Source organism: Longimicrobium sp., assembly GCF_036399935.1.
Taxonomy (GTDB): domain Bacteria; phylum Gemmatimonadota; class Gemmatimonadetes; order Longimicrobiales; family Longimicrobiaceae; genus Longimicrobium.
Genome location: NZ_DASWMD010000036.1, coordinates 1 through 22992 on the forward strand (window position 1 = coordinate 1; position 22992 = coordinate 22992).

24 protein-coding genes are annotated in these 22992 nt (G+C 67.0%); 18 read left to right on the top strand and 6 right to left on the bottom strand.

What is annotated here, in order from left to right:
* The 3 genes from VGB24_RS12400 to VGB24_RS12410 all read left to right on the top strand — a co-directional run.
* Positions 1-1457 (top strand): lytic transglycosylase domain-containing protein (locus VGB24_RS12400; RefSeq protein WP_331073261.1); only part of this gene is annotated, 1457 nt, incomplete at its 5' end.
* Between the two features lie 155 nt (positions 1458-1612).
* Positions 1613-2377 carry a DUF5715 family protein gene (locus VGB24_RS12405; protein ID WP_331073262.1) on the top strand — a complete coding sequence of 255 codons (765 nt, stop codon included), beginning with the start codon at positions 1613-1615 and terminating at the stop codon, positions 2375-2377.
* A 261-nt stretch (positions 2378-2638) separates the two neighbouring features.
* Positions 2639-3292 carry a hypothetical protein gene (locus tag VGB24_RS12410; RefSeq protein WP_331073263.1) on the top strand — a complete coding sequence of 218 codons (654 nt, stop codon included), beginning with the start codon at positions 2639-2641 and terminating at the stop codon, positions 3290-3292.
* A 143-nt stretch (positions 3293-3435) separates the two neighbouring features.
* Here VGB24_RS12410 and VGB24_RS12415 read toward each other — a convergent pair whose 3' ends face one another.
* The gene (locus tag VGB24_RS12415; RefSeq protein WP_331073264.1) at positions 3436-4065 is read right to left on the bottom strand and encodes an SGNH/GDSL hydrolase family protein; all 630 of its coding nucleotides are present in this window, start codon (positions 4063-4065) and stop codon (positions 3436-3438) included.
* Positions 4066-4240: 175 nt separating this feature from the next.
* On the opposite strand from VGB24_RS12415, the gene VGB24_RS12420 reads away from it, so the two are divergent.
* From VGB24_RS12420 to VGB24_RS12430, 3 genes are all read left to right on the top strand, one after another.
* Complete coding sequence (locus VGB24_RS12420; RefSeq protein ID WP_331073265.1) at positions 4241-5206, top strand: alpha/beta hydrolase family protein; 966 nt, start codon at positions 4241-4243, stop codon at positions 5204-5206.
* A 755-nt stretch (positions 5207-5961) separates the two neighbouring features.
* On the top strand, positions 5962-6120 hold the full coding sequence (locus VGB24_RS12425; RefSeq protein ID WP_331073266.1) for a hypothetical protein: 159 nt from the start codon (positions 5962-5964) through the stop codon (positions 6118-6120).
* 333 nt (positions 6121-6453) lie between these two features.
* A complete protein-coding gene (locus tag VGB24_RS12430) occupies positions 6454-7017 on the top strand; it encodes a hypothetical protein (protein WP_331073267.1) in 564 nt (187 codons plus the stop codon).
* A 227-nt stretch (positions 7018-7244) separates the two neighbouring features.
* Here VGB24_RS12430 and VGB24_RS12435 read toward each other — a convergent pair whose 3' ends face one another.
* On the bottom strand, positions 7245-7484 hold the full coding sequence (locus tag VGB24_RS12435) for a hypothetical protein (protein ID WP_331073268.1): 240 nt from the start codon (positions 7482-7484) through the stop codon (positions 7245-7247).
* Positions 7485-7668: 184 nt separating this feature from the next.
* On the opposite strand from VGB24_RS12435, the gene VGB24_RS12440 reads away from it, so the two are divergent.
* A complete protein-coding gene (locus VGB24_RS12440) occupies positions 7669-7875 on the top strand; it encodes a hypothetical protein (protein ID WP_331073269.1) in 207 nt (68 codons plus the stop codon).
* A 1113-nt stretch (positions 7876-8988) separates the two neighbouring features.
* Here the strand turns inward: VGB24_RS12440 and VGB24_RS12445 are convergent.
* Positions 8989-9867, bottom strand: a complete 879-nt coding sequence (locus VGB24_RS12445; protein ID WP_331073270.1) for a hypothetical protein — start codon at positions 9865-9867, stop codon at positions 8989-8991.
* A gap of 657 nt (positions 9868-10524) precedes the next feature.
* The gene (locus VGB24_RS12450) at positions 10525-11370 is read right to left on the bottom strand and encodes a patatin-like phospholipase family protein (protein WP_331073271.1); all 846 of its coding nucleotides are present in this window, start codon (positions 11368-11370) and stop codon (positions 10525-10527) included.
* Between the two features lie 214 nt (positions 11371-11584).
* Here VGB24_RS12450 and sufC point away from each other — a divergent pair, with 214 nt between their 5' ends.
* From sufC to VGB24_RS12500, 10 genes are all read left to right on the top strand, one after another.
* Positions 11585-12352 (top strand): Fe-S cluster assembly ATPase SufC, encoded by a 768-nt coding sequence (sufC, locus tag VGB24_RS12455; protein ID WP_331073272.1) that lies wholly within the window; start codon positions 11585-11587, stop codon positions 12350-12352.
* Positions 12353-12463: 111 nt separating this feature from the next.
* Positions 12464-13873, top strand: coding sequence for a Fe-S cluster assembly protein SufB (gene sufB, locus VGB24_RS12460; protein WP_331073273.1), 1410 nt, complete (start codon positions 12464-12466; stop codon positions 13871-13873).
* Positions 13870-15216 (top strand): Fe-S cluster assembly protein SufD, encoded by a 1347-nt coding sequence (gene sufD / locus VGB24_RS12465; protein ID WP_331073274.1) that lies wholly within the window; start codon positions 13870-13872, stop codon positions 15214-15216. Before sufB ends, sufD begins: the two co-directional genes overlap by 4 nt.
* A 3-nt stretch (positions 15217-15219) precedes the next feature.
* Positions 15220-15537, top strand: a complete 318-nt coding sequence (locus tag VGB24_RS12470; protein WP_331073275.1) for a non-heme iron oxygenase ferredoxin subunit — start codon at positions 15220-15222, stop codon at positions 15535-15537.
* Between the two features lie 65 nt (positions 15538-15602).
* On the top strand, positions 15603-16868 hold the full coding sequence (locus VGB24_RS12475) for a cysteine desulfurase (protein WP_349263917.1): 1266 nt from the start codon (positions 15603-15605) through the stop codon (positions 16866-16868).
* Between the two features lie 10 nt (positions 16869-16878).
* Complete coding sequence (locus tag VGB24_RS12480) at positions 16879-18117, top strand: hypothetical protein (RefSeq protein ID WP_331073276.1); 1239 nt, start codon at positions 16879-16881, stop codon at positions 18115-18117.
* Positions 18104-19162: a type IV pilus twitching motility protein PilT gene (locus tag VGB24_RS12485; protein WP_331073277.1), complete on the top strand. Its 1059-nt coding sequence runs from the start codon at positions 18104-18106 to the stop codon at positions 19160-19162. The genes VGB24_RS12480 and VGB24_RS12485 overlap by 14 nt, the downstream gene beginning before the upstream one ends.
* Before the next feature lie 4 nt (positions 19163-19166).
* Positions 19167-19607, top strand: a complete 441-nt coding sequence (gene sufU, locus VGB24_RS12490) for a Fe-S cluster assembly sulfur transfer protein SufU (RefSeq protein WP_331073278.1) — start codon at positions 19167-19169, stop codon at positions 19605-19607.
* A gap of 166 nt (positions 19608-19773) precedes the next feature.
* Positions 19774-20178 carry a hypothetical protein gene (locus VGB24_RS12495; protein ID WP_331073279.1) on the top strand — a complete coding sequence of 135 codons (405 nt, stop codon included), beginning with the start codon at positions 19774-19776 and terminating at the stop codon, positions 20176-20178.
* Positions 20175-20378 (top strand): helix-turn-helix transcriptional regulator, encoded by a 204-nt coding sequence (locus VGB24_RS12500; RefSeq protein ID WP_331073280.1) that lies wholly within the window; start codon positions 20175-20177, stop codon positions 20376-20378. The genes VGB24_RS12495 and VGB24_RS12500 overlap by 4 nt, the downstream gene beginning before the upstream one ends.
* An 82-nt stretch (positions 20379-20460) precedes the next feature.
* Here the strand turns inward: VGB24_RS12500 and VGB24_RS12505 are convergent, their stop codons facing one another.
* Complete coding sequence (locus VGB24_RS12505) at positions 20461-21258, bottom strand: hypothetical protein (RefSeq protein ID WP_331073281.1); 798 nt, start codon at positions 21256-21258, stop codon at positions 20461-20463.
* A gap of 123 nt (positions 21259-21381) precedes the next feature.
* Between VGB24_RS12505 and VGB24_RS12510 the strand changes: the two genes are divergently transcribed.
* A complete protein-coding gene (locus VGB24_RS12510; protein WP_331073282.1) occupies positions 21382-21858 on the top strand; it encodes a DinB family protein in 477 nt (158 codons plus the stop codon).
* Positions 21859-21877: 19 nt separating this feature from the next.
* Here VGB24_RS12510 and VGB24_RS12515 read toward each other — a convergent pair whose 3' ends face one another.
* Positions 21878-22783: a c-type cytochrome gene (locus VGB24_RS12515; protein ID WP_331073283.1), complete on the bottom strand. Its 906-nt coding sequence runs from the start codon at positions 22781-22783 to the stop codon at positions 21878-21880.
* Positions 22784-22992: the final 209 nt, after the last annotated feature.

Here is a 22992-nt window from a genome sequence, read left to right on the forward strand (position 1 = left end):
AGCAGATGGCGCGCGCCGCGGCGTACGAGGCGGGCAATCGGCCCGGCCTGGCCGCCCGCAGCCTGCGCGCTGCCCTCCGCGCCGGCGCTTCGGCAGACCCGGCGCAGCGGCTTCGCTTAGGCCGGCTGCTCTTCGAGGAGCGCGACTTCCGCCCCGCCCGCGAGGTGCTGGCCGGGCTCTCCGGCGAGCTGTCGGACCCGGCGCAGCAGGCCGAGGCCGAGCTGTACGCCGCCCGCGCGCTGGCACGGCTGGGAAGCGCCGACGGCTATGCGGAGATGCGCAAGCTGGCGGAGAAGCGCGCCGGGACGGCCGCCGCGGGAACGGCGCTCTACCTGCTGGGCGACGTGGCCGACGACCGGGGCGCCGCCATCTCGTACTACCGTCGCGCGGCGGCGGTGCAGGCCTCGCCCTACGCCCGCGAGGCGCTGTTCCGCCTGGCCGACCGCAGCCTGAAGGCCGGGGACGCGGGCGCGGCCTTCGCGGCGTGGGAGACGTACGTGTCGCGCTATCCCTCGGGCGAGGCCACCGCCGAGCTGGCCTATCGCGCGGGGGTGATGCACGAAAAGGCGGGGCGCGACGAGCGCGCGCGGAACATGTACGCGGCGGCCATCCGCGCCGACCCGGTATCGTACTACGCCATCCGCGCCGCGGACCGCGCGGGCTCCAACCCGCTGGCGGGTGCCCTCGCCAACGAGCGCGCCTGGCCCATCGCCGCGCGCGACCAGGCCGACGCCGACGAGGGGCTGCGGCGGCTGGACGCGCTTCACCGCACCGGCTTCGCGGCGGAGTTCAAGGAAGAGCTGGCCTGGCAGACATACCGGCTGCGTTCGCGTCCCGGCGCGCTGCTGGTGCTGGCGGAGGGGCTGGCGGAAGATCACCCGGTGGAGGGCATCCGCATCGGGCGGGAGCTGCTGGACGCGCGCGGCGGCGAGTGGGATGCGCGGCTGCTGAAGGTGGTGTTCCCCTTCCCGTACCGCGACATCCTGATGGCCGAGGCGGACCGGGCGAACGTCGATCCCTACCTGCTGGCGGGACTGGTGCGGCAGGAATCGTCGTTCAACCCCAGGGCGCGCTCCTGGGTGGGCGCCACGGGGCTCAGCCAGATCATGCCGGCGACGGGGGCGTGGCTGGCGCCGGGGGCAGGCGTCAGCAACTTCGATCCCAGCCTGCTGGCCGTTCCCGAGATCAACCTGCGGATGGGCTCGCGGTACCTGCGCGACCAGCTGCGGCGCTACGGGGGCAAGCGCGACCTGGCGCTGGCGGCGTACAACGCGGGCCCCAGCCGGGCAGACCGCTGGCGCCGCGAGCTGGGGTACGGCGGCGACCCCGATGCGTTCCGCGAGCGCATTCCGTTCGACGAAACGCGCAAGTACGTGAAGGTGGTGCTGCGCAACGCGGCCATCTACCGCCGGCTGTACGGCGGCGAGCGCTCGCCGGGGTTGGCGGGCGGCTCCTGATCGGTGGACCCCGGCGGCGGCTCGCGGTGTAGGCGTTGACCGTTGCCGCGAACGCACCTACACTGTGCGTTCGCGCCCGCCGCATGGCCGCGCATCGTTTTTCGGGCGCGCCCGGCCTCTCATTCGACACGGGCGAGACCATCCGCCAAATGCCGATGCCAATCTTCCGCTTTGCGGCATCCCTTCTCGTTCCCGCCGCGCTCGCCCTGGCGGCGGCGCCGTCCCATGCGCAGACGACGCTGCGCGGTTCGCCCGCCAGCGTCGACCGCATGTACCAGCAGGCCCGCTCGCACGACCTGACGTTCTACCGCACGGCCACGGGTGTGCGCGGCGCGGCGCGAGACGGGGACCTGGTGCGCATGAGCGGCAACGCCGACTACCGGCTGGCCGGCGTGTCGCACCCGTACACGCTTTCCATCACCCGCACGTTCGTGCAGCGCCTGTCGCGCCAGTACCGCCAGACCTGCCGCGAGCAGCTGGTGATCACCAGCGCCATGCGTCCCACGTCGCTGCGCCTGGCCAACTCCGTCGACCGCTCGGTGCACCCCACGGGGATGGCCATCGACATCCGCCGCCCCACCAACAGCCGCTGCCTGAGGTTTCTCCGCGAGACGCTGCTTAGCCTGGAGCGCGCGGGGGTTCTCGAGGCCACCGAGGAGCGCCGCCCGCCGCACTTTCACGTGGCGGTCTACCCCGGCCCGTACCGGCGCCACATCGGCGACGCGGAGGCGCCCGCGGGGCAGCGCTCGGCCTCGCGCCCGCCGGCCCCGCGACGCGACACGTACCGGGTGCGGCAGGGCGACTCGCTGTGGGAAATCGCCCGGCGGCACAACACCACGGTCGATCGGCTGCGCGTGGCCAACGACATGCGCACCAACCGCATCGTCGCCGGCCAGGTGCTGATCATCCCGGCGCGCTGATCCGCTCCGCAGGACGTCGAAAGAGCCGCTTCCGTGCAGGAGGCGGCTCTTTTCGCATCGGGGGTTCGATTCTGGATCACACGGGAGGTGACAGCGCGCGTCCACACATGCGGACACGGGCACGGTATCCAACGTGGCGGAATTCAGCAACGGCGCGGGTTTCGGATGGGCACCGGGGTTGCCCTGCCGTGTTGGTGCGCCGCGCCGCTATCCCGCGCGGACCCTTCACACCGTGGGACCCTGAGCAGGAGGCAGTATCCTATGAGACGCTTGGTACGCGGCCTGGCACTGGCGGCGACGCTGGCGCTGGGCGCCACCGCCGGCGGGTGCGCCGGCTATGGAATGGAAGAGGTGCTGAACGGCGGGCTGGGCACGCTGTACGGCAACGAGGTGGAAGGCGAGATCCGCGGCGTGAACACGCGCTCCCGCTATCTGGACGTGCGCACCTACAACGGGCGGAGCGAACGGGTGCGCTACGACGGCCGCACGCGCGTGGTGTACCGCGATCGGCAGTACAACCCGTCGGCCCTGGAGCGCGGCGACGAGGTGAGCATCCGCACGTCGCGCGACCGCGACGGCCACCTCTACGCCGACCACGTGCGCGTGCGCAACAGCCGCGGCGACGACCGGTACGACTCGCGGGATCGGGACAGGGACCGGCGGGACCGGGACCGATACGAGGACCGGAGCCGGTACGATGACCGCCTCCATTCGCTGGACGCACGGGTGGTCCGGGTGAGCCGCACCACGCGGCAGATGGAGCTGCGCGCCAGTGACGGACGCCGCATCTGGGCGACGCTCCCCCACGACTCGCGCGACCGCGACCGGTTCAACCGCCTGCGCGAAGGCGACCGCGTGCGCTTGACGGGCCGCTACACCAGCCGCGAGCGCTTCGTCATCGAACGAATCCGGTAGTCCCGAGCTCCGCAAAAGCAAACTGCGGGGGTACAGAGATACAGAGAAGAGCCAGAGATGCAGAGGACTACATGTCTTCCTCTGTATTTCTGGCTTTTCTCTGTTCCTCTGTACCCCCCCCGTTTTCAGTTGAAACCAGGCGCTCAGACGAAAACGGGGGCGCCGCGGGCTCCTTCCTGGCCCTGGACCGCGCGGATGATGGACTTGGCGATCTTGTGCCCGCCCTGCACCGACGGCTCGATGGGGTTTGCGTAGTCTTCCGGTTCGCTGCAGACGATGCGCAGCTCGATGGCCGGCAGCCCCAACTCGAAGGCCGTGCGCAGAATGGCGTCGTTGAACATGATGAGCGCCGTGGGTGCCAGGCGCTGCATCACGTGGTCGCCGAAGTTGCCGTTGTAGATGGTGCAGACGGTCAGGGGCAGGTCGTTCTTCAGCAGCTGCGAGACGACGCCGCGGTAGGCGTGCTCGAACCGGTCGCGCATGTCGGCCAGGTGCCCCAGCGCGTCGGCGACGGTGGATGCGCGGCGCTGCAGGATGTCGACGTTCATCAGCGCGTCGTTGCCGCCGATGCTCAGCACCAGGTGCGTGGCGTCGCGCGGAATGCGGCCGTACTGCACGGGAATGCTGCCGGTGGTTGCGCCGTCGATGGCGGAAAGCGTGGCGCGCCATCCCTCGGGCATCTCGCGCCTCAGGTGCGCCACCACGTCGGGCCCCCCCGCCACATACGATGCGTTGTCGAAGATGCTGTCGCCGAGAAGAACGATGTGCGGCATGTCTCGCTACTCCGTTTTAGTTCAGGAACGAACCCCGGAGCAGGAGCAAGCGCAGGGCCCGCATGGGAACATGGCCGCCGCGCGGCTGTCGTTGGGGTCGAGTTCTTCCCACCAGCTTGACGGACAACCGGAACCAGCCGATTATGGAAGTTCCAACTCGTGCCGAGGTACCACCATGCCCATGCGCTCCGTCGGTCTCGCTCCACTGCTCACGGTCCTGCTCGCCGGTGCCTGCGGCCAAGCGACCAATCCCGAGCCGCCCATCGACGGCTGCACCCTCCCGACGCTCAGCGACGCGCCGGCGCCCGCCTCTGCCCTGGCCACGTTCAAGTACGACCGCACGGCGGCCTACGACCCGGTGCTCCAGCCGATCGGCACCGACCAGGGTGTGCAGATCTACGAGCTGAGCTTCCGCAGCACGCGCGGAACCGGCCGCGCCACGGGTCGGCTCTTCGTGCCCGGGGGTGCGGGCCCGTTCGCGGGAATGCTCCTGCAGCACGGGATGCCGAGCAACGCCGCGCAGATGACGAGTACCGGGGTGGTGCTGGCGCGCCAGGGGGCGGTGGTGGTGGCGCTCGACGCCCCGTTCGCGCAACGCGGAGGCAGCCCGATACGCTTCACCGAAACCGACAGCGCGGAGCAGGTGCAGCTCATCACCGACCTGCAGCGGGCGGTGGACCTGCTCGTGGCGCGCCCGGACGTGGACGCGAACCGCCTCGGCTACATGGGCATCAGCTACGGCGCGGCGATGGGCGCGCTCTTCGTCGGCATTGAACACCGGCTCAAGACGGGCATTCTCATGGTGGGCGACGGCGGGCTCGTTACGCACCTCACCGGCGCGGATGACGACGGCACCTTCGGCGGGCTCACCTGCGCGCAGCGGCGACGCTGGCTCGAGTCGATGATCCCCATCGAGCCGGTCAAGTACGTCGGCTTCGCGCCGCCCACGTCGCTCCTGCTGCAGTCGGGGACCACCGACGACCTCGTGCCGGTGGGCGACGCCGAGCGGCTGCACGCCGCGGCGCGCGATCCGAAGACGATCCGCTGGTACAACGCGGGGCACGGCCTCAACGCCCAAGCCGGATACGACCGCCAGGTGTGGATGCAGGAGCGGCTCGGGATGAGCGGCCCAAACTTCTGAGCCGGCGCGCCGTTGGAAGGGAGACCGAGATGATTGCTGCGAGGGCGGTCGATTGGCCCCTTACTTTTGAGGCACTCGCCAATTTCCTTCAAAGCGCCGCGATCCTCATCGGAGGCTGGTGGACTTACCGCTTGTTCGTGCGACAACGCCAGCACCGCGATAGGGCGAACGTAAGCCACTCGGCGGTATGCAAGGTGCTCGATGATGAGTGGGTGTTGTTGCGAGTTGACATCTGCGTCCAGAACGTTGGACAGGTCCGGATCACTCCGTCGCGCGCGAAGACAATAGTCTACCAGGTTCTCCCAGTGGCTCCCGAGCTTGCGTCGTATATCCGTGGCGACACATCCGAGGGAATCCGGAAAGACTTGGGATTCGAACTGCCGTGGCCCGTCCTGCGAAATCAACCTTGGAAGCTAACCCAAGAGTTCTGGCTGGAACCTGGTGAGTCCGACCGCCTATTCTGCGATTTCACCCTTCCGCGAACCGTTCGAAGCGTGCTGGTACTTACTCAGCTATTCTGCGGGCCAGAGGGTGATGAGAACTGGCGTACGATGACCCTTCACGATCTCGAACCTGCTGGCTAACATCGCTCGCCGAGGCCCGCCGGCCGCGCACCCCCCACCCTTGTGTCGTCAGGCCGCTGGGCAGCGATTCACCCGGCAGCAAGCAGAATGGGCAAGTGCCTGCTGACCCGGAGTCACCTCTTTGATCCACTTGGGGGCGCGGTTTAATCCCACTCTTGCACCGGCACACCGATGGTCGAGTTCTTCGCAGCCCTGCTGATCATCTTTCTTCTCTCTGGCCTCGCCGTTACGATCCGGCGCGGTCTGAACGAGATCATCCGCGGGTTGCAGTCAATCGATCAGCGCCTCGCTAATTTAGAGCGGATGAGCGGCACGGACTCAGAGCGATGAGCACTCCGCAGGTTCTCCGAAGCGGGGGAAGGTCCGATCCAAGTGACAGGGTAGCCGCTGATCTGGAGATCCCCCAAGGTTCGCCCCGGGGTTTCTCGTTAGTGGCTGAACGGCCGTAGCAGCCGATTGGGGCGGAGTCATAACCTTGTTGAGAGTCCAGCCGCTTGACCCCGGCGCAGCCGCGGCCTAACAATCGGCTGCAGGGATGCGGGCCCGTCCATACTCTCTGCCGAACGACAGACTTGCGCGCCGGCCCCGCACCCCTGACCTTTGTGTCGTTAGGCGCCACATTCCACCGGAGGCGCACAGCTTCCAACCATCGGTTCGCACCCATTGTTCGCCAGCGGCATCGCGAAGGCACTGTTCTACAATCCGCTCCTATCTATGTCCTCCGTAAATCCACCGCACCCGGATTCCGTCAGTGCCAGATTCGCGTTTCAACTGCGCATGTTAGAGAAGGGCGTCAGCGAGATTCAGGGCCAGATCGCCCGCTTGGACGATTTGCTGTTCAAGCTCAAAGCGACGTTTGTAACCATTTGGGTGGCCGTCATTGGATGGTCGGCAACTCTCAAGAGTAACGAATTGATTTCGCTCGCGTTGATAGTGGTCCTCGCCTTCTGGATGCTCGAAGGAGTGTTTCGCGCCGTCCAAGCGCGCTTCATAGACCGAGCGCGGGAGTTCACTTCCCTCCTGAACGACGCCCCCACCCTAGATCGCTGCTTCCAGATGCAGGAGTTCCCGCCGAACGTCATCTTCCCGGTGTCGTTTCGGGAATCGGAGTGGGTACAACTTCGCTATTACGCACGCGGGCTGGGTTCGCCTACGGTCGCGACGTTGTACCTATTCATTGGATTCATCACCTACCTACTCTGGCTCGCACAACCGTTGGGCTCGTGAGCGGAACTCTTGGTGATCATCTTAATCGCCTAAACCGCGGCCATCGTACCCACCTGGTGAATGAATCTGGTAACCGGCGCCTAACACCGGTTGCAGGGGACGTGGGGCCGGGTATCCAGCGTGCTTCTAGTTGAGCGAGGCCCCACGCCCCTGAACCTTTCCGTTAGGCCGCTGGACAAACATCGCGGCAGCCGCAGGGGATTACTCCCGCGGCTGCCGCGGGTGCCTCACGCAAGCGGCGCCACTCCCCGCGCCCGAGCCCACGCCATCGCCTCATCCCTCGCCTCGCGCAGACTGCAGCCGAACTCCAGCACCGATTCCGCGACGAGCAGGTCCATCGCCAACTCGTCTTCGGGCGCGTACCGGGCGAGCTTGATCGAGGAGTTCGCTACCGCTTCGAGTGCGCCGAACCTATCTTTCAGGATCTCCAAAAGCCGCATCGGCGAGGGCGGGTGCTGCTGTTCCATGCTCACCTCCATCTCTTGACCCGCGCCGCCGAGCAGGGCTACTCTGTGGAAGCGGGCGGCTCTCGGGTCGTTCGTGTGGAGGCTGGCTGTGTCTTCCTGGCCGGGGAGGCGGCCAGCCTCCTGCCTTGTGCCCCGCCGTTGATAAATTATCAACAGAGGCAGCCCTTGTCAAGGATACCTCAACATGAATTTCAAGGAGGCAACAGACCTCCTCGCGGTTCCGCTGGAGCGGGTCGCCGGTGTTGTTGGGAAGACGTACGGGACGGTTCTGGCGTACCGAACGGGTGATCGAGCAGCACCAAGCGAGGTCCGTTCTCGCTTAGCCGACTTCATGCGCAGGCATGCTGCTGCTCTCGTAGAAGCCGCCGACGAACTGGACAAGCAGAAGTAAGCGTGCGGCCTCTCGCCGGGGGTGGGAGCGGGTTCCCGCAACCGCCTGGTGCGCGCCGGCGGCCTAACAACCGGCTGCAGGGGTGCGGAGCCTTGCATGCTTTCGGCCTGACGAAGGCCTTGCGCGTCGTCCGCGCACCTCTGACCCTTGTGTCGTTAGGCACCAGCGGGTGTCGGAACGCCGCCGGCATCTCCAGCAGCATCGTTGCGTCGGCAGGAACACCATGCAGCAGTGGGCGTTCCCCCTCGTGAGTTCGGCAGGCTCGCCGCTGGTGCTCTCGGGCCCTCTACCTGCCGAGCGGCCGGAATCGCAGCAGGGGCTGAGATTGGCTACCACGACTTTGCTGCTCGTGCATCGCACCTCCGCCGTCCCACCCCGGCGGGGGTTCTCCGTAACTCCTCCACATCCCGTTATAAAGGATTAAGACGAGGATGAAGCCCGCTGCCGTGATACCCCATGTTATCAGGAGATTGCTCATCCCAGCACACTTTGCCATCCAGACTAGTGCAATGGACAGTATAATCACTACAACGACTCCGATTACGTAGATTTTGAGGGCCCGCCGCAAGGGATGCGGAAAGGGCCGTTGATAAATCGCACCAACGGGGGAATATGCTTCGCTTACGCGAACTCCTCCCTCGGCTTCCAGCCTGAACGTAGCTCCCGGTGGGCCGCTATAAAGAAGGGAGACTATCATCCAACCGTCCGTCGGGAATGTCCTCCAAGCGATGCGGAGAACCTTTTCTTCAAATGACTCTAACTCGATTGAAAATCCAGGGCTAGAGCCGATAAGCTTAGCGTCTAGGACGTCATGCCCTTGGTCCGTTCCGACTATGACCGCCGATTCTCCCGCTCCTTTGCTCCACAGCAGCAAATTTACTCGGGTAATTGTAGATGGCAAATCCCTACCATTCAGTTGAACATGAATTTTAGGAAACCTCCGAGTGTCGGCAACGACATGCTGGAGGGGATGAACGGCGTATGCAACTTCTGCTTCCCGGTTCCGCCCGTCTGTGTAAAACAATAATGCAAGCGCGGTTGCGACCACCGCAATGGTCCAGCCAAGGATTGCCACCGCCAGTAAGGCACGAAATCCCATCCGATTCGCATTGTTCATGTAACTGGTCCCTCGACAAATAATACATCTTCGATGGCGGTCGGAATGGGATTTCGACTCAACCACACGAGCTTGACGATAAGCACGATTACAATCAAAACTCCGAGCCAGAAGCCAGCGCGAATAACGTGGACGCCGAACATTCGCTCCTGTCGCATCCGCCGGTCAACAAATACTGCTACTCCCATCAGGAACACGGCGTAAATCCACAAGTACCTGCGTCTCTTCCCAGCGGTGTCGCGTAGAGCAAAATACTCCTTTAGTGGTGAGTCGAATCCCACCGCATTTATATAATGCGCGATGCGGCCGGGGCTTTTCAGACGACCATCTAAGACTACTTGCACAGTTGGAGGGCCGGCGAAAAGAAGCTCAATAAAGGCTCCCTCCTCTGGATCAAGAATGTCCAACGTAACATCTGCGGTCCCAGAAACAAAGCCCTTATCGTGGACGGTGAAATGGGTTATATCCGGGTTCAAATATGATTGAACTGAAGCCTCTAGGATGGGAGATGTGGGGACTGTGCGGAGTCGGAGCATCTCCCTAACGTCACTGCCCTCGACTGTTCGCCTTCCAGAATTCCAGAGCGCTACCCGTACGGCACTTACGCTGCCGGAGAGGGCGAGCGAGTCGTAGCGTGCAATTAATGCAGGTTCTTGATCGACCGAGAGAACAACTCGCCTCCCCGGTTCTACGGCAAACGTCAGTTCTGATTCTACACCAGCAAAACTCTCGTATAGGAAGTGCCCGATGCCCAGAACATTCGCAGTGATCGCAATGATGATGATGACCGGGTGCTGAGCCAGCCTCGATATGGCGCCGGGTCGATCACGTGACGCTTGATCTCGCATAGACGTTTCACTTGTAGAATGGAGCATCTTTTCGTCACGTGCAAACTAAGTCCGACCGGAACTGTTCACCAGATTTGGAAGCGTAGCCACTCGGTCTCATGGGCTGACCCGCTGACGCGGCGCGGGCGACCCGCTACGGTTAACGGTGCATCGCGAGAAGGCGACCTCTTCAGATCTTTCACCTGAACTGCGGCGGTCGATGCTCGGCTGAATAGTTCCAATGCTCCTGGGCTGCTGGCTGGGGACTCTGCTGGCTCCGAAGGGGGGTTCGTCGCTGCGCAATCGATCTTCCCTCACCAGCCCCGGGAGCAACTGGCCACCATCATAGGTGAGAGCCCAGCGCCGGCGACGCTGCTTGAAGCCATTCTCACACGAAACCTCCGGGATGCGGAGTTTCCTCCGGACATGCGCTCTCTACCGTGCGACATCATCTTCCTACATCATCGTTGCCTCTATGACGTTTGTGGCTGTCGCGCTCGCTCTCCTCGCGTGATAGCCTGCCGTGGGCACGTGCGTGAACGCGCTACTACCGACAGGAGGAGACCTCGGCATCCCATTTCGTCCAGAACTTGAACTATATTGGGGTTGTGACCTACGCCGAGTGCGGGAGACCGCGGAGGAACAGCGGAAACGCTCCACAGTTCTCCGCGACCTCCGCGCCTCCGCGTGAAACCGCAGTTCTCCTTACTTCGGGAAATGCGCCAGGGCTTCCTTCATCGCGCGGTAGCCCTCTTCCAGGAAGTACTGCGTGCGGTGGAAGTCCCACGAGCCCAGGTGCCCGATGCGCGGCCTGACGTGCGTCACGGGCAGCCCCTTCCATTCCTCGAGCGCGCGGGCACGCTGCGCAGCGATGTTCATCGTGAGAATGCGGTCGTGGATGGCGATCATCCCGCGGTCGAAGTAGCCGGCCGCCGGCGGCAGGATCTCCGAGCCCACGTCCGCCGCGATCACCCGCTCCGCCCCCCACTCGAACGCCTGCTTCACGGGAAGCACGTTCAGAATCCCCCCGTCCACCAGCACGTCCCCGTCCAGCCGCAGCGGCGGAAAGTAGATGGGAATGGCGCACGACGCGTACACGGCATCCACCGGGTCCACGTCCTCCCGCACCCCCGTGCCGAACCACACCTCGCCGCACCCCATCAGCGACACGGCGTTCACCCGCAGCGGAATCCCGGCCTCCGCGAACGACTTCAACGGCAGGTTCTTCGACAGGTAGCGGCGAAAGTGCCCGCCATCGAACACGGCCTCCTCCCGCACGCCACCCATCCACACCGCGCGCCGGTTGATGGAAACGATGTCCTCGCGCGTCAGGCTGCGCGCCAGCTCGCCCAGGTCGCGCCACCCCATGCCACCCGCGATGGACGCCCCGATCAGCGCGCCGATGCTGGTGCCGATGATGGCGTCGGGGACGATGCCCGCCTCGTCCAGCGCCTTCCACACGCCCACGTGCGCGGTGCCCTTCATCCCCCCGCCGCCCAGCACCAGCACGGTGCGCGGACCGGGGGACGGCTGCGGTTCTGCGTCGCTCAACGGCGTGCTCGCGGGCTGGGGAAAACGGGGGCGGGATGGAGACGTGTGCGGCCCGCAACTTGGGCCCCTCCCCCCGGTGCCGCGCAAGGGGCGGAACCTTGACCGGGGAGCGCCCGGAACCTAGGTTTGGATGATAGTAAGAATCATTCTTGCTCGAAGAGGACACGAACCCGAGACGGCCGGCGCGCGCCGGCGTGCCCAGGAGAACCGATAGATGGCTGAACCGCTGCTCAAGATCACCAACCTGCACGCCGAGATCGCCGAAGACGGCACGGAGATCCTCAAGGGGCTGAACCTGGAGCTGGCCGAGGGCGAGATCCATGCGATCATGGGCCCCAACGGCTCCGGCAAGAGCACGCTCAGCAAGGTGATCTCGGGCCACCCGGCCTACGAGGTAACGGACGGCGACATCGTGTTCCAGGGCCAGAGCGTGTTGGACATGCAGCCCGACGAGCGCGCCCGCGCCGGCATCTTCCTGGCCTTCCAGTACCCGGTGGAAATCCCCGGCGTGTCGGTCGCCAACTTCATGCGTACGGCGCTCAACGCCAAGCGCGGCGAAGAGGTAGACATCTTCGACTTCCAGGAAGAGCTGGAAGGCCGCATGGAGATGCTGGAGATGGACCCCGTGTTCGCCCAGCGGTCGGTGAACGATGGCTTCTCGGGCGGCGAAAAGAAGCGCAACGAGATCCTGCAGCTGGCCATGCTGGAGCCGGCCCTGGCCGTGATGGACGAAACCGACTCCGGCCTCGACATCGACGCGCTCAAGATCGTCACCGCCGGCATCAACAGGATCAAGTCGGAGCGCACCGGCATGTCGGTGCTCCTGATCACGCACTACCAGCGCATGCTCAACTACATCACGCCCGACAAGGTGCACGTGATGGTGGACGGGCGCATCATCCGCACGGGTGGCCCCGAACTGGCGCTGGAGCTGGAAGAGCGCGGCTACGACTGGCTGAGGGAAGAAGTACCGAGTGCGTGAGTGCGGAAGTGCGTTAGTGCGTGAGTGGCTGTTCCGCACTAACGCACTCACGCACTAACGCACTTCGCCACCATACTGGCCGGCGCGACAAAACTACCAGAGGAGGCAGCAATGCCGTTCAACGAAGACGTAGCCGCACTCGGGCTCGACGAATACAAGTTCGGCTTCAAGGACGATATCGAGTACCTCTTCAAGAGCCGCAAGGGGCTCGACGAAGAGATCGTCCGGATGGTCAGCGCGCAGAAGAACGAGCCGGAGTGGATGCTCAAGAACCGGCTCAAGGCGCTCAAGCACGCCCAGGCCCGGCCGTGGCCGGAGTGGGGCGGCGACCTGTCGGGGCTCAACTTCGAGGACATCTTCTTCTACATCCGCCCCAACGAAAAGGTGGGGAAGACGTGGGACGAGGTGCCCGAGGCCATCAAGAACACCTTCGAGCGGCTGGGCATTCCCGACCAGGAGCGCCGCATTCTGGCCGGCGTGGGCGCGCAGTACGAGTCGGAGGTCGTGTACCACTCGCTCAAGGCCGAGTGGGAAGACGCCGGCGTCATCTTCAAGGGGATGGATGACGGCCTGCGCGAGCACGAGGACCTGGTGCGCGAGTACTTCGGCACGGTGGTCCCGTTCCGCGACAACTTCTTCGCCGCGGTGAACACGGCGGTGTGGTCGGGCGGGTCGTTCGTGTACATCCCCAAGGGGGTGAAGCTCGACATGCCGCTGCAGGCGTACTTCCGCATCAACGCCGAGGCGATGGGGCAGTTCGAGCGCACGCTGATCATCGTGGAAGAGGGCGCGCAGGTGCAGTACATCGAGGGCTGCACGGCCCCGTCGTACAGCCAGGACTCGTTCCACTCGGGCGTCATCGAGATCATCGTCAAGGACAACGCCCGCTGCCGCTACACGACCATCCAGAACTGGTCGCACAACGTCTACAACCTGGTCACCCAGCGCGCCAAGGTGGGCCGCCACGGGACGATGGAGTGGGTGGACGGCAATCTGGGCAGCAAGCTGACCATGAAGTACCCCAGCTGCTACCTGATGGGTGAGGGCGCGCGCGGCGAGATCCTTTCCATCGCCTACGCCGGCCCCGGCCAGCACCAGGACGCGGGCGGCAAGGTGGTGCACGCGGCGCCGCACACGTCGTCGCGCATCGTGTCCAAGTCCATCTCGCGAGGCAGCGGCCGGTCGTCGTACCGCGGCCTGCTCCACGTGCAGCCCGGCGCGCACCACTCGCGCAGCAACGTGGAGTGCGACGCGCTCCTGCTGGACGAAGAGGCACGTACGGACACCTATCCGTACATCAACATCGAAGACCAGAACGCGCAGATCGGCCACGAGGCCACGGTCAGCAAGATCGGCGACGAGCAGCTGTTCTACCTGATGTCGCGCGGCCTTTCCGAAGACGAGGCGGCCACCATGGTGGTGCGTGGCTTCATCGAGCCCATCGCCAAGGAGCTCCCGCTGGAGTACGCGGTGGAGCTGAACCGGCTGATCGAGCTGGAGATGGAAGGTTCGGTGGGATGATGACGGATACGATGACCGCGGCTCCCGAAACCGGCATCTTCACCCGCGACCAGGTGGAGATCCTTTCCGCGCGAAAGGGCGAGCCCGGCTGGCTGCTCGACGCCCGCATGCGTGCGCACGGCGCGTTCGCCGACGCGCCCATGCCCAGCACGCGCCTGGAAGACTGGCGCTACACCGACATCAAGAAGGCGCTGAAGCTCGACGCCTTCTCCTTCGCCGAGGAGCGCGGTCCGGCGTCGGCCGCCGGGTTCGCCCCCGGCCTGACCACGCTGATGGACGAGGCCGGCGAGTCGGCTGCCACGCTGGTGCAGGTGGATGCGTCCGTGGTGCTGCGTGAGCTTCCCGAGGAGCTGGCGGCGCAGGGGGTGATCTTCACCTCGCTGGAGATCGCCATCCAGCAGCACCCCGAGCTGGTGCAGCGCTTCCTGGGCACCGGCGTTACGCCCGAGGACGGCAAGTTCGCCGCGATGAACGAGTCGCTGTGGACGGGCGGCGCGTTCCTGTACGTCCCGCGCGACGTGCAGGTAGAGGCGCCCTTCCGCGTCTATCGCTGGATCGGCGAGGGCGGCACGGCGGCGTTCGGGCGCACGCTGGTCGTGGCCGAGCAGGGCGCGAAGGTGGCCGTCGTGGAGACGCTCGGCTCCGACGACTTCAGCCGGCAGGCGCTGTCGGTGGGCGAGGCCGAGATCTTCGCCGACGAGGGCGCCACGGCCATCTACACCTCGGTGCAGCGCTACGGCCGCGGCGTCATCCACCTGTCCACCGACCGGCTGATGGCCGGGCGCGACGCGAAGATCACCACGCTGTACGCCACCTTCGGCGCCGACCTGGCCCGGGCGGACGTGCAGTGCCGGCTTCGTGCGCCCGGGAGCCACGTCGACATGCTGGGGCTGTACATCGCCGACGGCACGCAGCACTTCGACAACCAGACGCTGCAGGACCACCTGGCCCCGCACGCCAGCAGCAACCTGCTGTTCAAGGGCGCGCTGAACGATGCCGGCCGCTCGGTGTTCCGCGGGCTGATCCGCGTGCATCCCAAGGCGCAGCGGACGGACGCGTACCAGACCAACCGCAACCTGATCCTCAGCGATAAAGCGCGCGCCGACTCGCTCCCCAACCTGGAGATCCAGGCCGACGACGTGCGCTGCTCGCACGCCGCCACGGTGGGGCAGCTGGATGAGGAAGAGGTGTTCTACCTCCTTTCCCGCGGCATCCCCAAGGCCGAGGCCGTGCGCCTGGTCGTCTTCGGCTTCTTCGGCGAGGTGCTGGAGCAGCTGCCGCTGGAGGGCGTCAAGCAGGAGCTGCTGCGCGTGGTGGAGCGCAAGCTCGACGCGTCGCGCTGACCGTTGGCGTGGGTCAAGGCCGCCGCCCTCTCGGAGCTTCCGGCCGAGGGGGCGGTGCTGGGAGTGGAGGCGGGGGGACGGCGGATCGCGCTGGCGCTGGTGGACGGTGAGGTGTACGCCTTTGCCGACAACTGCACGCACCGCGATTTTCCGCTCTCCCTTGGTGAGGTGGACGCGGAGTCGTGCACCGTCACCTGCGAGTGGCACGGCGCCGCCTTCGACATCCGCACCGGCGACCCCACCTGCGGCCCCGCCTTCCGCCCGATCGCGGTCTTCGCCGCCCAGGTGGAGGGAAGCGACGTGATGGTGGATCTGCCCTGATTTTCGATTGTTCGCGGCGCGAGGCCGGGTGAGCGCCCGGCCTCGCGTTCCGTTTCTGGAGCCTGATGATGAACAACGCATCCCTGCTGGACGCGCCGGCCAGCACGCTGGACGTGGAGCGCATCCGGGAAGACTTCCCGATCCTGCGCGAGACGTCGAGCGGCAAGCAGATCGTCTACCTGGACAACGCGGCGTCCACGCAGAAGCCCACGGCGGTCATCGACGCGATCTCGGAGCATTACCGGCACAACAACGCCAACGTGCACCGCGGCATCCACGAGCTTTCCAACCGCGCCAGCGACGCGTACGACGGCGCCCGGACGCGCGTGGCGAAGCTGTTCGGCATCGCGGACGAGGCGGAGCTGATCTGGACGCGCGGCACGACCGAGTCGCTGAACCTGATCGCCTACTCGTGGGGCTTCGCCAACCTCAAGCCCGGCGACGAGATCCTGCTTTCCGAGCTGGAGCACCACTCCAACCTGGTCCCCTGGCAGCTCGTCGCCCAGCGCACCGGCGCGAAGCTGCGCTTCCTGCGCATCGACGAGCAGGGCCGGCTGGACCTGGAGCCCCTGGACCAGGTGCTGACGGAACGCACCAAGCTCGTCTCCCTGTCCCACGTCTCCAACGCGCTGGGGACGGTCAACCCGGTCAGAGAGATCGCGGCGAAGGCTCACGCCGTCGGCGCGCTGATGGTGGTGGACGGCGCGCAGTCCGCCCCGCATCTTCCCGTGGACGTCCCCTCCCTGGGATGCGACTTCTACGCGTTCAGCGGCCACAAGATGTGCGGGCCCACCGGCATCGGCGGGCTGTGGGGGCGGCGCGAGGTGCTGGAGGCCATGCCGCCCTTCCATGGCGGCGGCGACATGATCGAGTGGGTAGACCTCGAAAGCTCCACCTACGCGGCCCTCCCCCACAAGTTCGAGGCGGGCACGCCCAACATCGCCGGCGCGGTGGGGCTGGCCGCCGCGGCGGACTACCTGGCGGGGATCGGGCGCGAAGCGATCCTGGCGCACGAGCGTTCGCTGATCGCCTATGCCGTGGAGCGGATGGGCGAGATCCCCGACCTGCGCATCCTGGGCCCGCGCGACCTGTCGGAGCGCTCCGGCGTGGTCTCGTTCACCCTGGCCGACGTGCATCCGCACGACCTCGCGACCATCCTGGACAGCGAGGGCGTGGCCATCCGCGCCGGCCACCACTGCTGCCAGCCGCTGATGAAGTGCCTGGGCGTGGGATCCACCGCGCGCGCCTCGTTCTACCTGTACAACACCCCCGCCGAGGTAGATGCGCTGGTGGACGCGCTCCACAAGGCGCGCGGCCTGTTTGGCTACTGAGAGGACTCCCGTGACCGTCAACAAGCGGCCCATCCGGCTGGGCGAGCTGCTGGTGCAGCTGGGGCGCATCACCCCCGACGACGTCGCGCGCGCGCTCCAGGAGCAGCGCGAGGGCGGCGGGTTCCTGGGCGATGCGCTGATCCGGCTGGGGCTGATCACCCGCGACGAGCTGACGTGGACCCTGGCCGACCAGCACGACATTCCGTTCGTGCGGCTGCGGCCGGAGCACATCGACCACGGCCTGGCGGCCCTGGTCCCGGCGGCGTGGGCGCGCGAGCACAACGTGCTCCCCGTGCTGCAGGACGGCGACCGCGTCACCGTGGTCATCGCCGACGTCACCAACCTGGAGCTGCTGGACGAGGTCTGCCGGCTGACCGGCGCCGCGTCGGCCGAGCCGGCCCTGGCCGCGCCCGAAACGATTCGCGAGCTGATCGACGCCGTCTACGGGCCCGCGGTGCAGCCCGCCGGCTCGCTCCTCCAACTGATGGCGGACGCGCTGGCCCACGGCGCGGGGAGCCTGGGCGTGTCCGTCCGCGGCGTGTCGGCCATCGGCTGGTACCGCGTGGTGGAGACGGTCCATCGCCCGCTCCTGGCCGGCTGGCAGGGCGAGCTGGCCTGCGCGCTCTCCCCGCTCGCGCCGACAACGGGCGGCAAGGCGCACACGTGGCCGGCCACGCTGACGTTGGAAGGCGCCGCGTGGCGGGTGGAGTGCCACGCCGCGGGGCACGACGGCACGATGGAGTGGGCGGCGCGCTTGGTGGGGCCCCTTCCGCGCGAGCTCGCGTCGGTGGAGGCAGACGCGGCCGCAGTCGAGGCGGTGCGGCGGGCGATGGCGAACGGACCCGTGCTGGTCGGCGTACGGGCGGACGGCGCGCCGGGGATGGACGAGGCGCTGTCGATGGCGCTCCCCACCCTGCCCTCGCTCCTCCTGGGCGGCCAGACGCGGTCCATCCACCTGGCTGATCGGTCGGCCGCCGTCCCGGGCGGCACGCTGGCGATGCCGGTGGACGACTCCGTCGCCGCGACGGCGGAGCGGCTGGCCGTCTTCTCGCCCCAGGCGTTGACGGTGGACGTCGAAGATCTCGCCCCCGGGGACGACGACGCGCTGCGCAATGCCGCGCCTTTCTCAGCCGTCCTGTTGCGCGGTGCCGATGCGACGCCCCCCTCCTTCGATCTGACCCTCCGGCTGGCGGCCGGCGCCGACGGGTTCACGTGGTCGCCTTCAGAGCAGGCTCATGCCCAAGATTGACCAGTTCCTGGAACTTCTCCTCAAGCACGAAGGCTCCGACCTTCATCTGAGCTGCGGCAGTGAGCCGGTGATGCGGGTGCACGGACACCTGCAGCGCGTGAAGTTCCGGCCCCTCACGGCGGCTGACCTGAAGACGCTGTTCTACGAGATCCTCACCGAGGGGCAGAAGGAACAGTACGAAGCCACGATGGATCTCGACTTCGCGTACGAGATTCCGGGGGCGGCGCGCTTTCGCGGCAACTTCTTCAACCAGCACCGCGGGCCGGCGGCGGTCTTCCGCATCATCCCCTCGCGCGTGCTGACGGCCGACGAGCTGGGGCTGCCGGAGTCCATCCGCAAGTTCACCGAGCTGAACAAGGGGCTGGTGCTGGTGACGGGGCCCACGGGGTCGGGCAAGTCGACGACGCTGGCGGCCATGATCGACCTGATCAACCAGACGCGCCCCGAGCACATCCTGACCATCGAAGACCCCATCGAGTTCGTGCACCAGAGCCAGCGGGCGCTGGTCAATCAGCGCGAGGTGGGGCCGCACACGAAGAGCTTCGCCACGGCGCTCAGGGCGGCGCTGCGCGAGGATCCGGACGTGATCCTGATCGGCGAGATGCGCGACCGCGAAACCATTTCGCTGGCGCTGACGGCGGCCGAGACGGGCCACCTGGTGTTCGGAACGCTGCACACCAACAGCGCGCACAAGACGGTGGACCGCATCATCGACACCTTCCCCGGCGAGCTTCAGCACCAGGTGCGCTCGATGCTTTCCGAGAGCCTGCGGGGCGTGGTCGCGCAGCAGCTGCTGCGGAAGAAGGGGGGCAAGGGGCGGGTGGCCGCGCACGAGATCATGGTGGGCACGCCGGCCGTGTCCAACCTGATCCGCGAGGCCAAGACCTTCCAGATCCCGTCTTCCATCCAGACGGGCAAGCGCGACGGGATGATCCTGATGGACCAGTCGATCATGAACCTGATGATGGCCGGCACCGTCGACGCCGACGAGGCGTACGGCAAGGCGCTCGACAAGGCGGCCTTCCAGAAACAGCAGCAGGGATAGCCCGATGGAACGCTCGGCGCTGGACTCCGTGTACCAGGAGCTGATCCTGAAGCACTACCGCAGCAGCAAGCACCGCGGCGAGCTGGAGTCGCCCGACGCGGTGGTGCCCATGCGAAATCCCGTCTGCGGCGACGACATCCTGCTGCAGGTGCAGGTGCGCGAGGGGCGGATTACGGAGATCCGCTTCAGCGGCCACGGGTGCGCCATCTCGCAGGCCGCCGCGTCCATGATGAGCGAGCACGCCCTGGGCAAGACGTGGGACGAGGTGCACGCTGTCGCGGGCCGGTTCCGCGAGATGATCCACGGCGACGAAACGGCCGCGCGCGACAAGGCCCTGGGCGACATGCGCGCGCTGGCCGGCGTATCGAAGCTGCCGCGCCGGGTGAAGTGCGCCATGCTGGCCTGGGACGCGCTGGACGAGGCGGAAAAGAAGATCATCGGATAGGCATCGGCCGAATCACGTCCCATCGACACGGCCCGGCGGAGTGATGTGCTCCACCGGGGCCGTGTCGTACGCGGGCGACACAGTAAAGTATCATTGACAGAAAGACATGGAACACATACTATAGGTACACGAAACTTGTCTGCCACCCCAACTGGAGATCCACCCGATGCGACCCGACGAAAACCTGCTGCTGAAGAAATATGGATTGCTGTTTCTTCGTGCGATGCTCATGCTGGGCGCCGTGCTGGTGCTGGGCCTGCTGCTGAAGCCGGAAGAGAGCGGACCCGCGTGGAAGGCAGCCGTGTTCGCGGCCGTGGGCGCCATCTGCATCTACTTCCTGTGGGGACTGTGGCGGCTGGTGCGCACCTACGTGAAGACCGACGAAATGGGCGAGGCCATCTTTGCTCGCGGCGGCAGCTACGCCCACAGCGCCTGCATTGCGCTGGCGGCCATCTACGGCATGCTCGAAAGCATCGCCGGGCTGCCGCGGGTGAGCATGACGCTGTTCTCGGTGGTGATGATCGTGATCGGCTTCGTCAGCGTGGTCCTGGTGAACCGGCGGTATGCATGAAGAACCGGCTGCGCGTGCTGCGTGCGGAGCATCGCTGGTCGCAGGCGGAGCTGGCGGATCGGCTGGGGGTTTCGCGCCAGACGGTGAACGCCATCGAGACGGAGAAGTACGATCCCAGCCTGCCGCTGGCCTTCAAGATCGCCCGCCTATTCGGAATGAAGATCGAGGAGGTGTTCCAGGACGAAGCGGCCGCCGGCTGAGCGGCGTTCCGACCCCAACGGGAAACGCCCCGCGCCGGTTCGGGCGCGAGGCGTTCTCGAGGACAAAGCCTTCTTCGATGGATCAGCTTTTCCTGGCGCGGGGCGGAATGCGGCGCGGGTCCCCGCCCTGCTCGATGCGGTCGGCAAGCTCGATCAGCGCGGCGAAGGTGTCGTCCGCCGGCGCCTCCATGTCGGCCACCTCGATGGGGTCCGCGCCGCCGATGGCGTGCCGCAGGATGTCGACGGCCTCGCGAAGGGACTGGGCGGCGCGGTTCTCGATGTCCGCCGGCTCTTCGGCGGGCTGCACCGGCTGCGACGTGATCGCCCATCCCCCCGCCCGGGCCCGGCGGCGGCGGCGCACGCGGCTCTGGTAGAACTCGCGCCCGCTGTCCGTCAGCACTACCCGCCCCTCTTCGCGCCGCACCAGCCCGCGCCCCTCCAGCGCCCTCACCACCCGCCCGTCCAGGTCGTCGAACGGCACCGGCGACTCCGCCAGGGCCAGCTGGCGCAGCATGTCTTCCTGCGTGGAATTCAGCATCACCTCGCCGTTCTCGGCCGGGACGTCCGGCTCGGCGGCAGGGGCCGCTTCGGAGGGATGGCTGATGCGCGCGGGCACGGCGGCCGGCGTGGGAGCGATCCCCTGGTCCACGGACGTAAGCGCGCGGCGGCCGTCGGGGGTGATCACCGCGAACCCGCTGAGGCGCTTGACGTAGCGGCGCATGGCCAGCGTGCGCAGCGCGTCGCCGTCCAGGCGCGCCTCGGAGGTGGGCGAGCCGCGCTGCGCCAGGTCGCGCAGCAGGGAAATCTCGGCCGTGGAAAGCTCGTCGAACACGGGATCACCGGTATTGATGCGGCGGAACAACTGCGGACGGGAGGCCATTGCCTCCGAAACATACAACGCGGACACGCGTTCGTGCCAGACCATCAAGATCATTGCACTGCCGGCACCCGGCCGAGGATATTAGGCACTCCCGCCGTCCATCCCCCGAAACCCCGCCCACCGATGAGCACGGACGCCCTTCCCGCCCAGCTCGCCGAAACCTGGCGCATCCACGACCGCATCAACCAGTACCTGCTGGATGCGATTCAGCCCGATGCGCTCTCGGCCATCGGGCTGACGAAGGGCCGCAGCGTGGCCGAGCAGTTCGCCCACATCCACAACGTGCGGCTGATGTGGATCAAGGAGGGCGCGCCGGACCTGTTGGACGGCCTGCAGAAGCTCGAGAAAGGCGCGCCGACGGACCACGCGTCGCTCCGGGCAGCGCTCGAATCGTCCGCGGCGGCGATCGAGACGATGCTGGCTCGCGCCCTGGAGACGGGAAAGCTGCGCGGGTTCAAGCCGCACCCCGTGGCTTTCCTGGGATACCTGGTCTCGCACGAGTCCCATCATCGCGGGCAGATCGCCGTGGCGCTGAAGGGCGCCGGGCACCCGCTGGACAAGAAGACCGCCTTCGGCCTGTGGGAGTGGGGCGTGCGCTGACGCCCCACTCCGGCCCGTGCTACCGCTGGCCCTCAGCCTTCGCGGGCACCGTCTGCAAATACGCCCAGAGCGCCCGCAGCTCCACGTCGTTCATCTGGCCGAACGCCTTCCAGGGCATCCGCGGGTCGATCAGCGTGCCGTCGGGGCGCTTGCCGGTGCGCATCGCGCGGAGGAAGTCGGCCTCGGTCCACGTTCCCAGCCCGGTGGCACGGTCCGGCGTCAGGTTGGCGGAGGGCTTCCAGTCCGCCGGCTCGCCCGGACCCTTGCCGCCCGACAGCCCGGGGCCGTGGCAGCCGGTGCACACCCCCGCCACCTTGGCGCCGTACTCGGCCGTGGGCGCGGGCTGCACCTGCACCCGCGGTGCGTCGTGGTCGATCACCTCGGCCGCCAGGGGAAGCACCCCGCCAGCCACCAGCGCGCGCCCCAGGGGCCAGACGGCGTTCGCGGCCGTTTCGCGGTCCACCGGCGGCAGGGTGCGCAGGTAGGCCACCAGCGCCGCCACGTCGGCGTCGGTGAGGCCCTGGAACTCCTGGCTGGGCATGAGCAGCAGCGGCCGCCCGTCGGAGCCCACGCCGTGCAGGATGGCGCGCGCCCACGCGTCGTCCGTCGCGTAGCGTGCGCCCACGCCGCCCTTGCCGCGCGTGAGGTTGCTGCCGGAGATGCGGCCGACGGGGAACTGGTCCACCAGCGTGTTGCCGCCCATGTCCGCGCCGTGGCAGTCGTTGCAGCCGCGGATGGTCGCCTGCCGCTTGCCTTCCGCGATCAGCGCGGCGTTCGGCGTCACCGCGGCGATGGGCGCGCGGACGTGGCCGTAGTCCTTGCGCATCTTGGCCTCGGCCACGCCGTACGCGGCGCCGATCGCCACGATCACCAGCACCAGCAGCCCCCCGCCGATGCGCAGCCCCCACTTCACTATCCGTTTCATCGCCGTACCTGGCTCGTGTCCGTGGCGCGCGTGGCCCACGCCATGCGCGAGGACAAACATGTACGGGGCGGCGCCGCGGCGGATGGGTAGGGCGACCCATCCTCGCGGCGAGACGCGCCGTCCCTTGATCTGAGCCCGGTTCAGGCGAAGATTGCCGGTGCGAACGGTGGCGGGCGGTTCACCTCGGGCCCTGGGCCCGGACAACGACG